Consider the following 14,000-nt stretch of genomic DNA (forward strand, 5'->3'; position numbering starts at 1 on the left):
AAAAATACAGGTATCAACAAAGTACTTACGCAAAAAGTAAGATTATTATGTTTTCACATCTATCTCTTCTATTTTACCCACTTCTTTTAAAAACTACCCATATACCGTAAAGTAAGATTAGAAAGGGTGCTATTAGGAGTAATTGTAGCAGGGTCTGTAAAGCCGGCATCCCTGTAATACCTGTTGATTGAGAATCTGATTCTGTCATTTACATTTAAGGTTACGAATCCTGAGATAGCTGTATTGCTGTCAAAAACAGTTGCCCCACTAGGAAACCCGTATGCAGTGCGAAGATTTGGAACAGGTTCTGTACCATTTACCAAAACCATTCCTTCATAGGCGTCCCGGGCTGCATTAACACCATTCGTTACGCTGTGAAGAGAAATAACGCCTTGCACATGATAAGTACCTGCCTTTTTTACAACCAACTCTCCCGCTCCATTGACCGAAAAATTACCAGTATCATTCGCAATAAGGGTATTAATATCAAAACCAAGGGTTCTTGTATTAGTTGAAGTCGAAGTCAAAGGACCTTCATCAAAGGTACTTTTGCAGCTTACATAGGTAATGGTTTTATCCTTGGTCATTTTGTTCATCGAAAAAAAGGGAATCCAGGTACTGCTGGTATTATTCCACCAGTAAAAGCCCCTTTCAATAACAGCAGTCAGAGGATCTTCAAAATCAAGAAAAACCAATAATCCATGATCTTTGGCATTAGTTACATTCAGAGAAGTTACCCGGGGAACAATGACTCCTTCGTTGCTTAGGGGATTATCTTTATCTTTTGCACTGATTTCCAAGGTAGTTTTGGGTGTATTGGTATTGATCCCAACCTGAGAACTTAGTAAACCAAAACAAAAAAAGCTCCCTAGTATAAGTAAAGTTGAAATATTTTTCATGATCGTTAATCTAAATAAGATAAGGTTAGTGTATAAACTGACTCCGGGCCAACTGAAGTATCACAGGAATTTGTTCTTCTTGTTTGTACGGATATTCTCTGCCCTTTGGTCAATGTTATAATATCCGAAATGGTATGATTGGTACTTCTTTTCGCATTATCTGCTGACGGCAAAGGAGATTTGGCTATAAGCACGGGGTTGGCTCCATTGTTTATAAAAACTCCCACTTCTGTAGTTGTAGCTCCGAGATCCCCAATGTTTTTGTATACACCTCCAGTAAAGAATAAGGAATAATTTCCGGTTCTCCCGATAATAACATCTCCATTCTGTAAGGTATAGTTAGCATCCGGTGCTTCCAAGGCTGTGAATGGAGCTTTATACCAGACATTGATATTGGCATCCCCGCTGGCAATGACCGGGAAGCCACTTCCTGAAGCAATCGTTTTAAAGAGATTCTTTCCTAAAATCTTGGTCTGAAATATATATTGCCATAATTTTTTGTTATCATCCCAAAAATAATATCCCTCAAAACCAGCAGTTCCGGTTCCGGCATTATCCAAGAATACCAACATCCCATTCTGATTCTGAGCAGGATCCACTGTCGAAAAACGGCTGACAGTAGGAAATAACATCCCTGCAGAGTTTTCCGGAGTATCAGGATTTTTTGCACGAATATCCAATAAAGACTTGGGGGCACTTGTATTGATACCTACCCCATTTTGGGCAAACAAGATGCCTATGGAAAATATTAAAAAAAATACAGTTATCTTTTTCATAGCATTGTACATTAGTTAATCATTAAGATAAGTCATTGTAATACAATTGGTTCCATACCCTGTATAAACAGTACTGCCTGTTTCTGTGGTCTTTTGTATGGTCACACTTATAACATCATTCTGAACCAAACCCAAAATCCCACTAAGCGCAACGCTGGTAGCCGTTGTCCCTTCATTGGTTAGGGAGTTAGAAGTTGTCAAAACTGTTGTTCCGTTCTTCTTAATCCGGTAAGTATAAATAGCCCTGTTCTCGTTGACAGTACCTACTGTTTTTTTTAATGCTGAATTAAAGCTAACCAGATAAGTCCCGCTTTTTCCTACAGTAATCTGATTCCCGAAAACAGAAAAACCCGTGGGATCATAAGCCTTTAACGTACTGAACAACACAGTGTTTTCTGTATTTCCCGATGCCGAATATCCGCTTCCGGTTGCCACATAAATGGCATCATCGTAAAGACGGTTATAATTGCTAAGAAAAGAGACCCAGCTGGTGCCGTCCCAATAATAAAAACCATCGGGAAGCGTAGCATGCTGAAATAAGAAAACAGTGTGACCTTTTGCCTGGGGAACAGGAAACAATTTTACCTTAGGAATTAAGATTCCATCCATCCCGGTAGGAGAAGAAATACTCGTCGGTTCTACATGAAGACTTGCCGAGGGAGCAACAGTCTTAATACCCACTTGGGCAAATGAGAACATAGGGGCCAGTATGAACCCAAAAAAAATCACTTTTTTTTTCATTGTATGTTTCTAGAATTGTATTTTACCTTACTAAGAAGAATACACATCCGCCGAGCTATTGTATTGCAGTTGGTTGATGAATGCCCAAACAATATATTAGCGCAAGCTGGATATGATCACATTTTCATCTTAATTTGTATTAGCAATAAGCCTGAACTTATCATTGTGTTTCTACTGACAAATCACTTGAAATTTTCCAATCTAAGCAAAAAACACAGGTACCAACAAGGTACCTTACATCCTAACAAACTTAAAATCAACAAATTATAATTCATCAATATTTTTACGTAGCCATAATACAGTATCATCTTTTGGAGGGATATTGAGTCTCTTCCTTAAATTGTGTTTATTGTTTTTAATAGTTTGAACTGCTTTAAAAGTATACTTAGCTATATCTTTTGTATTAAAGCCCAAATAAATGTAAGCACAGAAGATGAGTTCAGAAACTTTAAGATGAGTATTCATCTCCATTAGTTTTTTGCGAAAGTCAGGATATTTTTCCTGGAAATGTGCCCAAAATTCAGGACTGTTATTCTTGGCCAGCTGAATGATTTCATCAAAGGCCTCATCTGTTTTCTGTTCGGATAAGGAAGTTTTTTTCTCTTCCTTTTTTTCAGAGGCAGAAAAGAATAAATAATACATTAATGAAGCAAGGGTTGCCGTACCTCCAATGATTATATAACATGTATTGAATTTTTTTTTATTTTCTTTTTTGCTTTGTTTCGATAGCATGCCAAATAAGTACTCTGATTAATAATTCTTAAGACAATAAATGATCGTGATATTTAGATATATATCAGTTATTATGGCTTGCATCTGAAAATTTTAGATTTCTAATATCTAGTTGTGCATATATAGGGAATCTTACTAAGATCAAAGTATTCTTCATTTCCACTAGTGTTGAATTTTTAGGGTTACCTTTTTTTAGAGTTTTGAATTTTAAAAGCACAAAGCAAACGAAGTCAGGGGTGAAATCAAAAAAAACAAGGTACCAACAAAGTACCTTTACCCCCTAATAAATACGGAAAATGGCATTTAATCATCATATATTTCTTCACCAAAGGAGAATATGATTTTGTACTTGGGTAGGTGAATGTTTTCTTAGATATAATATACCTATTATCACTGTATGAGCCATTATTTATCCATCTGTCAGCCTAGGAATATACAAACCGGAAGCATCAACATATTTGTAAATGTTTTACCATTATCCTACCTGAGTTCTTATCCATATGATAAGATCCTCCTGTGCAGGAATATTGAGTCTTTTCCTTAAATTATATTTATTGTTCTTTACCGTCTGAACGGCTTTAAAAGTATACTCTGCTATATCCTTTGTATTAAATCCCAAATAAATATAAGCTGATAATATAAGTTCTGAGGTTTTCAGAGTAGGATTGATAGCCAGTATTTTACCCCGAAAATTGGGATACACTTCCTGGAAACGTCCCCAGAATTCGGAATGGTTTTCTTTAGCCAATTGTATAACCTCATCAAAAGTTTCGTTTACTTTTTGCTCAAGTTCTTTTACCTGTAAGTCTTTTTGCAAATAAGCTGTTTTATTTTCTTTCAACAAAAGATCTTTTTTCTTCGCCTGCCTGTAACATGAAAAACTCACTAAGCTTACTATCGCTGTAATCCCCAAAAATAAACCTCCTAAAATGTAATACAGCTTCTTGTTTGAGTTCTGGTTCTGCCTTTTTTCATCTTCAATAATTTTTTTTCCAGAAGTCTGTAAAGCTATTAAATTAGTATGGGCAATGCTGTCTCTCAGTTTTGTATATTTTTCCAGATATTCATTGGCTTTATAAACGTTATTCTGGTGGCGAAATATCTCAGCTATTTCTTTATAATTCTTCATCATATTTTTCGGCCTGTTCATTTTGATAGATAATTCGAGAGACTTTTCATAGAACCCCAAAGCTTTATTATAATCGTTTGTGCTTTCATAATACTGTCCGGCCATATAGTTAAAAACAAGATGATCAAATGTTTCTGTGGACTTTTTCAATAATCCTTCGGCTTTATCCAGGTAAAATTTTGCAGAATCCTGATTTTTTCTCTTCTCAAGAAAATAGCTTGTAAGGTTCGTTGCCTCCACTACTCTGGGTAAAATTTTATAAGCCTTATGAATATAATAGTACATAGAATCATTATCCTGAATCAATTCAAAATTCACAGCCTTGCTCCCATAAATATAGTGCAGACGTTTTCTCTTTTTCTGTTTGTCACTTATTTTTAAAGCTTCTCTTATCGCTTTATCATAACTTTCATTGGATTTTTCAATGAATCCCAGTTCATGATAATTTTTTCCATAGGCTGCAAAAAGCGCTGACACCAATACCGGATCATCGTCATATTCAGAAAATAAAGCTTCTGCCTTTTGCAGGTATAGCTGCTCTTCATTATATTTTCCCAGAGAATGAAGAAAACCAACCATCTGAATGTAACCCCTTGCCTGGCCTCTTCTATAATTTATCGCCTCTGATAACTGTATTGATTTCTTAGACTGTTCAATTCCATCATAAATTTTACCTTTCTGAATATATTGATTCCCTATTTTTTCTTGCAAGCGATCTATTTCCTCAGGGGACCATTTCTGAGTATAGAATACACAGGATAGCAATAAAAAGAAAAGCAGAGCCATTCTATCTTTTACATTTATTAATTTCATTCCTTAGTTTATTTCATTTTAAAAATTACCTGCACACTGTAAAGCAAGTTGAGAAAGAGTATCATAAAAGAGTAATACTATTAGAAAGAATGATATATTGAAATAAAAGAAAATATTTGTTGGTTGTGCATGAAGACCAGCTGAAGAAGCTATAGTCTTTATATCCATTTGTGCGTTCATACCGAAGAGCCCTATAAGAAAAGTAATAGGAATTATTAGTTTTTTCATAATTATTAGTTTTATTAATTAATTCAAGTAAATAATATACATAAAATTAAATATTATTAACTTCAATTAATAAAACAAATTAATTATCCAAATATATAAAATAATACAATACAAATAATAAATAAAAATATAAAATAATAAAATATTAAATAAAACGCAGATATTATAATATTAAAATATTAATAACAAAAAAAATAAAAAAATAAAAAAATATTGAATAAATCAAATTAAGTGCTTATTTTTAAATAATTCACAATAAAAAGAACTACACTTCCTTTAAAAATCAGGTACTTATTCCAAATCACCAATATTATCCCTTGGTTATGCCCCAATTACTGCTTGATATTATAAGAAACCTTGATAGAGAATATCAAGGTTCAGAAAACTATTATAACTGATTAAAAACCAAAAAAATTTCAGAGTTTTATTCTCTTCCAGGTTAACCTAAAATCTTGAAAAAAAACGGTAACAAATTAATATGAACCATATATTTTTTCATCATTTGTAATTTGTATAATTATTTTCTGTTTTTCAGTACTTCAATTTCTTTTCTTAACAGTGCTATTTCCTGCTGTTGTTCTTTCACTGCATTCACCAGAATTTTGGTAAGAGCACTCTCATCAAGTTCACGCTTATCCTTTAGTCCGCTTTTTTTAGTGTCATCTATAATCTTTACCATATAAGGAGCAGCTTTCTCTACGTCCTGTGCAATGAAACCTACATATTCCGTGTCCAGATCTTTATATCCCGATTTTTCGTTATATTTATAGGTTACCGGGTTCAGTTTAGTGATCACATTCAGTCCGTCCTTAAATTCCGCAATGTCTTTTTTTACTCTTCTGTCTGAAAAAGTTCCCCAGCTTCCTCCACCCGGTTTGTCTGCTGATCCGTTTACGGAAAGTAACGATGTCGGGGATGCTGTCCCGATTCCTACTGAACCTGAAGGCGTTACAGTCATCTTGACTAATCCGCCAGTGAATAAACCTAAAGGAGTGGCAGTAGTTGTTCCAACAATCAATTGTGTTGTAGTCCCGGAAGTAACAATTTGGGCAGCATTACCATTATCTACATAAATATCCAGGATCGAACCTCCTGCTCTTGCTGTAAATGTACCTCGGGAAGTTCCTGTATTCGTAATTTGTGCCTGCCCGAAAGTATGATTAAATACGCTAGTAGTGCCTCCATTAGCCATAGTAAGCACATTCCCGGCCATATTCATAGTTCTTCCTGACGTAAGAGTACCGTCTGAATTATAGATATTTTTCATGGTCGAAGACAAATCTACAGTAGGACCGGTTATACCGTTTACACTGGTGGAGAGTAAAGTTCCGCTCAATGTATTACCTACAGAGCTTATCAATGTAACATCTGGCGATGCAGTAACTCCGTTAACGGAAGATCTCAATGTATTGGTAGTAGGCTTGGTAAGTGTATTGGACGTTATAACTGAAGCTGTAGGGGCAATACCATTCACGTTGGAGGTCAGTGTATTTCCTGACATAGATAATGTGTGTGTAGTTGCCGCAGCAATTGCCGGCGCCAGATTCAGGGATGGGCTTGAAATCCCATTCACCGTGCTTGTAAGATTTGTTCCCGATAATGAAATATTATTTGTATTAACAGCAGCAGCGGTGGATGCTACCCCGTTGACGGTGGAAGTTATTGTATTCCCTGAAGTTGACAATACATTTGTAGTTGCTCCTCCGGTGGCAGAGCCTTTACTAAGTACCCATTGAGTACCGTCATTATAATATAAGGCCGGCTGCACATCAGCTACCAATGCTGTATTATATACTATCATACCGGCAACATGCGCCGAAAGCGGAGATGGTGAAGAAGTTGAAGTTAATGCTATTCTCGGAGGTAAAAGACCCCTGTTGGCAGATACAACATCTAAAACAGCATTGGGGTTCGGATTAGCAGTATTAATCCCTACATTACCAGTTTGAGCGAAAATAATTCCACACGAAACAATCCCTAAAAGGGTAATCATTTTTTTCATTTTTGTGTATTTTTTAAATCATTTGTTCCTTTGCACTTTCAGATATGAATAAAATCAGTTTTCTGTTCGCACAAAATTTTGGACAAATCTATCGAGTTTATTACAAGAAGTACATACGGCATCTGTACTGCGAGAAATAAAGCAATGATAATCAATACAATAAATAAACATTGCAGTAGAAACACAGTGGAAAAACAAGAAGGAAATATTGGAGTTAATTTAAAAATACAACTATTATTAATAGAAAAAATAAACAATTATTCCATATAATTTATTTGTTATCATCCTCAGAAAGATATATTTTTCTTTTTTGAATTTCAGTCGGATGTTTCATAAATATTACTTTAACCTAGCCTCACACAATACTCACTTGGAAAACGTAAACATAAAAAAACCGCTTTAAACTTTCGTTTAAAGCGGTTTTAATTATTTCTTATTATTGATTAACAATAATTACTTCACTTCTTCAAAGTCTGCATCCTGTACATCGTCTGCACCTCCTGCATTACCTCCAGGATTTTGAGCTCCTGCATCTGCACCCTGAGCCTGTTGTCCAGCTGCATACAGTTCTTCGGAAGCTGCCATCCACGCTGCATCTAAAGCTTCTGTTTTAGCTTTTACATCGTCAGCATTTTTAGCTTCGAAAGCGGTTTTTAATTCTGCGTGAGCTGATTCGATTGCTGCTTTTTTATCAGCAGAAAGTTTTTCACCGAATTCTTTTAACTGCTTTTCAGTCTGGAAAATCAATCCGTCTGCTTTATTGAAGATTTCAACTTCTTCTTTTTTCTTAGCATCGGCTGCAGAGTTTTCCTGAGCTTCTTTCTTCATTCTTTCGATTTCTTCGTCAGAAAGACCTGAAGACGCCTGGATCTTGATCGTTTGCTCTTTTCCTGTTCCTTTATCTTTAGCAGAAACACTTAGGATACCGTTAGCATCAATATCGAAAGTTACTTCGATCTGAGGAACTCCTCTTGGTGCTGGTGGAATATCTGTAAGGTCGAATCTACCGATTTCTTTGTTATCGTTGAACATTGGTCTTTCACCCTGTCCTACTCTGATGCTTACAGCCGGCTGGTTGTCAGAAGCTGTAGAGAATACCTCAGATTTTTTAGTTGGGATGGTGGTGTTCGCTTCAATTAATTTAGTGAATACAGAACCCATAGTTTCAATACCTAAAGAAAGTGGCGTAACGTCAAGAAGTAATACGTCTTTTACGTCTCCTGTTAATACACCTCCCTGGATAGCTGCACCAATTGCTACAACCTCATCCGGGTTAACTCCTTTAGATGGTTTTTTACCGAAGAATTTTTCTACTTCTTCCTGGATGATCGGGATTCTTGTGGAACCTCCTACCAGGATTACCTCATCGATATCTGAAGTTGATAAGCCTGCATCTTTCAATGCTTTGGCAACCGGCTCCATAGATCTTCTTACAAGATCAGCAGATAGCTGCTCAAATTTAGCTTTGGTTAAAGTCTTCACCAAGTGTTTAGGACCTGTAGCCGTAGCTGTGATATATGGAAGGTTGATTTCAGTCTGAGGAGAAGAAGATAACTCGATTTTAGCTTTTTCAGCAGCTTCTTTCAATCTTTGTAATGCAATCGCATCAGATTTTAAATCTACTCCTTCTTCAGCTTTAAATTCATCAGCCATCCAGTTGATGATCACATCATCAAAGTCATCACCTCCTAAGTGCGTATCCCCGTTTGTAGACAATACTTCGAATACACCGTCTCCCAAATCAAGGATAGAGATATCGAAAGTACCTCCACCAAGGTCATATACAGCGATCTTCTGATCTTTGTGGTTTTTATCCAAACCGTAAGCTAAAGCTGCAGCTGTAGGCTCGTTGATGATTCTTTCTACTTTAAGACCTGCAATTTCACCAGCTTCTTTAGTAGCCTGTCTCTGTGCATCGTTGAAGTAAGCCGGAACAGTGATTACCGCTCTTGTTACTTCCTGTCCAAGATAATCTTCAGCAGTCTTCTTCATTTTCTGAAGAGTCATCGCTGAAATTTCCTGTGGTGTATATTCTCTGTCGTCAATTTTTACTTTTACAGTATCATTGGGTCCTGCTACAACTTCATAAGGTACTCTTGAAATTTCTTTAGCATCTTCCTTAAAATGAGTACCGATAAATCTTTTGATAGAGTATACAGTTTTCTTTGGATTCGTTACAGCCTGTCTTTTTGCAGGATCCCCTACTTTTCTTTCACCATCTTCTGTGAATGCCACGATAGACGGAGTCGTTCTTTTACCTTCTGCGTTAGGGATAACAACAGGGTCTTTTCCCTCCATTACAGCAACACAAGAGTTGGTTGTTCCTAGGTCAATTCCAATTATTTTACTCATAATATTTATATTTTTTCTAATTTTTATATTTTAATTTACACTCTCAATTTCTCAATATCTGTACCATTCAAAATTTTGTGACAAAATGACAGATCGCAAAATTTTCACCGTCAAATAGGACTTAAAGATTATGTTAAATTGTACTATTCAAGACAGTTTGAACATTGGACATTCTGAAAATTTAATTAAAGTTTAACCTTGGAAATGTGAATTAAACTATACGAATTGTTATTTTTGATAAAATATACACTTTAGAATGTCAGTACACTTCAATCCGCGAGATATTACATGGCTTGCCTTCAATGAAAGGGTTTTACAGGAAGCTATGGATGAAAATGTCCCTTTACACTTAAGAATACGTTTCCTGGGAATCTTTTCCAACAATTTAGATGAATTTTTCAGGGTACGGGTAGCCGGATTAAAGCGTGCAATGGATTTTAAAGAAAAAGTAATTGCGGAATCTTTCTACCAGCCGCCTTCAAAAATCCTCCAGCGGATCAACGAAATCGTGATCAGGCAACAGCAGAATTTTGATAAGACCTGGAAGCACATCCAGGCTGAAATGGCCGATCTGAAAGTGTCTATTAAGACTTCTAAAAACCTGACCGCCAAACAAAAAGAATTTGTAAGACAATATTTCGATGAAGTTGTGGAATCCAATGTCATTCCTATTCTGCTTCATGAAAATACGCCGATGCCTTATATGAGGGATAAAAGTCTTTATCTTGGAGTGGCTATGAGGAAAAAAGACTGGCAGTATTCCAGTAATTATGCGATTATTGAAATTCCGTCACGTTTTGTAGGAAGATTTGTCTTGTTGCCTACAGAAGATCCGGAAGAGAAAAACGTTATGCTGCTTGAGGATGTCATCACTTTCAACCTTCCCCATATATTTTCTTATTTCGGCTATGACGAATTTGCTGCAAATGCTTTTAAAGTAACAAAGGATGCCGAGCTGGAACTAGATAATGACATCCGGACCAACTTTGCAGAAAAAATAGAGAAAGGTCTTAAAAACCGAAGAAAAGGGAAGCCTACCCGTTTTGCTTTTGATAAAGATATGGATAAGGCCCTGCTGGAACTTCTGATCAGAAAATTAAATTTAACAAAAAAAGACAGCATTATTCCGGGTGGAAAAATTCATAATTTCAAGCACTTTATGGATTTTCCGGATGTTTTTGAAGCCTACGAAAGACCTGTGGAAAGAACCTCTTTCACCCATCAGGCTTTTGAAAACGGTGAAAGGGTGACCGATGTGATCCTAAAGGAAGATGTTCTGCTTACTTTCCCTTACCATAAGTACAATCCGGTGATTGACCTTCTGCGTGAAGCAGCAATGGACCCTGATGTAAAATCAATCCAGATCACTGCCTATCGCCTGGCCAGCAGCTCAAAGATCAGTAATGCCCTGATCTATGCGGCGAGAAACGGTAAAGAAGTGACAGTAATGCTTGAGCTTCAGGCCAGATTCGATGAAGAGTCCAACCTGCAGTGGAAAGAGATGTTCGAGCCTGAGGGAATTACTGTTCTTATAGGCCTTCCCAATAAAAAAGTACACGCCAAACTCTGTATCATCAAGAAAAGATCCCACAATAAAACCATCCAGTACGGTTTTGTAAGTACCGGAAATTTCAATGAAAAAACAGCAAAAATCTATGGTGATCATTTATTGATGACTGCGGACCGTGGCATCATGGCAGATATTAATAAAGTATTTAATGTCCTTAAAAAACCGAAAGACGATTTCCTTCCGGTCCTGAAAACCTGCAAAAACCTAATGATCTGCCCGCAGTTTATGCGTGAAAAGATAGTACATCATATTGATAAGGAAATCGAAGAAGCGAAAGCAGGAAGAAGAGCAGAAATTATTGTCAAAGTTAATTCTATGAGCGACAGGGCTCTCATCGAAAAACTCTATGAAGCCGCCAAAGCCGGAGTAGTTACAAAAACTATAGTAAGAGGGATCTACTGTGCCGTTAATCAAAAAGAATTCAAGGAAAAAATAAAGGCCATAAGCATCGTTGACGAATACCTGGAACATGCAAGGGTAATGTATTTCTACAATAAGGGGGCAGAAGACCTATATATCTCTTCAGCAGACTGGATGACACGAAACCTGGACTACAGAATTGAAGCCGCTGCAAAGATTACGGATAAGGAACTTAAGAAGGAATTGAAAGATATTCTCGATATTCAGTTGAGAGATAACGTAAAAGCTCGTATTTTAGACAAAAAATTGAGCAACGAGTATGTGAGGAATGATAAAAAGGAATGCCGTTCTCAAATAGAAACCTACAAATATTTAAAAGCTAAAACAAGCAAAAAATGAAGATCGCAGCGATAGATATAGGAAGCAACGCCGCCAGACTTCTGATCAATGAAGTAAAGATCAGCAACAGAAAGCCTGAATTTATAAAACTTAATCTTTTAAGAATTCCTTTAAGACTGGGGATGGATGTGTTCACCATGGGAATGATTGGGGAAGAAAGAGAAAAAATGGTTATCGACTCTATGAAGATTTTCAGCGACCTTATGAAGATCTATAAAGTAGAACATTACCGTGCCTGTGCCACCAGTGCCATGCGTGATGCTTCCAACGGAAATGACATCATCAAACAGGTTCAGGAAACTTCGGGAATCAATATAGAAATTATTTCCGGAGACGAGGAGGCTACTCTTATTTATGAAAACCATGTTGCTGAAGGACTCGACAAAGAATTTGCCTATCTGTACATTGATGTGGGAGGAGGTTCCACAGAACTTACTTTTTACGAAAACGGAAAAATGGTCTATGAAAAATCCTTCAATATCGGCACGATCAGGCTTCTGAATAATCTGGTATCCGCAGACAACTGGCATGAGATGAAGGAAGAAATCAAAAACAATATTGTCAGTAAAAAACCTATTGTGGCTATCGGTTCCGGAGGGAATATCAATAAGGTTTTCTCAATGAGCAAAACGAAGGACGGAAAACCTATGACGTTGTCTCATCTTAAAAAAGTATATAAAGAATTTAATGAGCTTTCTGTAGAGGAAAGAATGACCAAACATACCCTCAGGGAAGACCGTGCAGATGTCTTGGTACATGCTTTGAGAATCTTTAACAATGTGATGTCCTGGTCGGATATAAACAGAATATTTGTCCCTAAAATTTCCGTTGCTGACGGACTGATCCATAATATTTACAGCCAGCTGCACGAAAAAAAATAAATTTCTGACACAGTATAGATAGAAACCGGCCAGCCTCTGGCCGGTTTTTGTTTTTATATAAAAGTCATCGCAATACACCACACATAAAAAAATTCTTCCAAAAAATATAAAATTTTTACTGTACATTTAAAGTAAAACCAAAAGGGAGTACGTCTCACATAATATCAAAAGAAAAAATGAATCCAATCAAAATAATTCTTACAGGAGCAACCGGTATGGTAGGTGAAGGTGTTTTAATGGAATGTCTTGAAAACCCTGATATCTCTGAAATTCTAAGCGTAAGCAGAAAATCTTGCGGGAAAACACATCCCAAACTCAGGGAATATCTGGTTTCCGATTTCTTATCAATAGACCTGAATGATGAAAATCTTAAAGGTTATGATGCCTGTTTTTTCTGCGCCGGAATCAGCAGTGTAGGGATGAACGAGACAGAGTACACAAAGATCACCTATGATACAACGGTTCATTTTGCCAAAGCTGTTCTGAACCAAAACCCTGAAATGGTATTTAATTATGTGTCCGGAGCATCTACAGACAGTACAGAAAGTGGAAAGCTGATGTGGGCAAGGGTAAAAGGGAGAACAGAAAACACGCTGAAAAAAATGGGCTTCAGGAATGCATTCAATTTCCGCCCGGGATTCATGAAACCTGTTGAGGGTCAAATCAATGTAAAATGGTTCTTTAAACCATTTATTTGGTTTTTTCCTATTTTATTACCGTCAAAATCGTTAACTTTACACGAAGTGGGCAGAGCTATGATTAACGCTGTGCATAAAGGATACCCCACCTCTACTTTGGAAATTAGGGACATTAAAAATTTAGCAATATGAGAGACATGTTAAAAAGAATAGTTCTTGTGGTTTTTGTACTCCTGGTTCTGATGGCTGTTTCAGGCTATTTCTATATGCAGAAACATCCATTGGAAGGAAAAACGTCTGCAGATAAAACCATGAACATTTCAGGAAACAGGATAAGCAAGTAAACCACTTAAAAAGGTAAACAGCAGAAACACTGATTTACAAATTTGCTTTACTGTTCGCATATGCTGTATTCTTATCCTGAATATGTTTCCCCTTCTTAATTTTAGGAATCATTTACTACTCACAATTCAAACATTC

General features: G+C 36.5%; 12 protein-coding genes. 4 read left to right on the forward strand and 8 right to left on the reverse strand.

Features of this window, described 5'->3' with window-relative positions; translation table 11 throughout:
• Positions 1–86: 86 nt before the first annotated feature.
• The 8 genes from ACM40_RS08045 to dnaK form a co-directional block, all read right to left on the reverse strand.
• Positions 87–899: a hypothetical protein gene (locus ACM40_RS08045; protein ID WP_048502302.1), complete on the reverse strand. Its 813-nt coding sequence runs from the start codon at positions 897–899 to the stop codon at positions 87–89.
• A 5-nt stretch (positions 900–904) separates the two neighbouring features.
• Positions 905–1,675, reverse strand: coding sequence for a hypothetical protein (locus tag ACM40_RS08050; RefSeq protein ID WP_131705348.1), 771 nt, complete (start codon positions 1,673–1,675; stop codon positions 905–907).
• Between the two features lie 15 nt (positions 1,676–1,690).
• Entirely contained in the window at positions 1,691–2,416 is a 726-nt protein-coding gene (locus ACM40_RS08055) for a hypothetical protein (protein ID WP_048502304.1), read from the reverse strand.
• 264 nt (positions 2,417–2,680) lie between these two features.
• Positions 2,681–3,148 (reverse strand): helix-turn-helix transcriptional regulator, encoded by a 468-nt coding sequence (locus tag ACM40_RS08065; protein WP_048502306.1) that lies wholly within the window; start codon positions 3,146–3,148, stop codon positions 2,681–2,683.
• A 475-nt stretch (positions 3,149–3,623) separates the two neighbouring features.
• Positions 3,624–5,090, reverse strand: a complete 1,467-nt coding sequence (locus ACM40_RS08070) for a tetratricopeptide repeat protein (RefSeq protein WP_048502307.1) — start codon at positions 5,088–5,090, stop codon at positions 3,624–3,626.
• An 18-nt stretch (positions 5,091–5,108) separates the two neighbouring features.
• Entirely contained in the window at positions 5,109–5,318 is a 210-nt protein-coding gene (locus ACM40_RS08075) for a hypothetical protein (RefSeq protein WP_048502308.1), read from the reverse strand.
• Between the two features lie 517 nt (positions 5,319–5,835).
• Positions 5,836–7,320, reverse strand: a complete 1,485-nt coding sequence (locus ACM40_RS20170; RefSeq protein ID WP_053077103.1) for a tail fiber domain-containing protein — start codon at positions 7,318–7,320, stop codon at positions 5,836–5,838.
• Positions 7,321–7,773: 453 nt separating this feature from the next.
• Complete coding sequence (dnaK, locus tag ACM40_RS08085) at positions 7,774–9,672, reverse strand: molecular chaperone DnaK (RefSeq protein WP_048502309.1); 1,899 nt, start codon at positions 9,670–9,672, stop codon at positions 7,774–7,776.
• Between the two features lie 256 nt (positions 9,673–9,928).
• On the opposite strand from dnaK, the gene ppk1 reads away from it, so the two are divergent.
• The 4 genes from ppk1 to ACM40_RS20545 all read left to right on the forward strand — a co-directional run bounded on the left by ppk1 (position 9,929) and on the right by ACM40_RS20545 (position 13,864).
• On the forward strand, positions 9,929–12,001 hold the full coding sequence (gene ppk1, locus ACM40_RS08090; RefSeq protein ID WP_048502310.1) for a polyphosphate kinase 1: 2,073 nt from the start codon (positions 9,929–9,931) through the stop codon (positions 11,999–12,001).
• Positions 11,998–12,882, forward strand: a complete 885-nt coding sequence (locus tag ACM40_RS08095) for an exopolyphosphatase (RefSeq protein WP_048502311.1) — start codon at positions 11,998–12,000, stop codon at positions 12,880–12,882. Before ppk1 ends, ACM40_RS08095 begins: the two co-directional genes overlap by 4 nt.
• Before the next feature lie 176 nt (positions 12,883–13,058).
• On the forward strand, positions 13,059–13,712 hold the full coding sequence (locus ACM40_RS08100; protein WP_048502312.1) for an NAD-dependent epimerase/dehydratase family protein: 654 nt from the start codon (positions 13,059–13,061) through the stop codon (positions 13,710–13,712).
• Positions 13,709–13,864, forward strand: coding sequence for a hypothetical protein (locus tag ACM40_RS20545; RefSeq protein ID WP_165579290.1), 156 nt, complete (start codon positions 13,709–13,711; stop codon positions 13,862–13,864). Before ACM40_RS08100 ends, ACM40_RS20545 begins: the two co-directional genes overlap by 4 nt.
• The last annotated feature ends 136 nt before the right edge of the window (positions 13,865–14,000 follow it).

Source organism: Chryseobacterium sp. BLS98 (assembly GCF_001045445.1).
Lineage (GTDB): Bacteria > Bacteroidota > Bacteroidia > Flavobacteriales > Weeksellaceae > Chryseobacterium.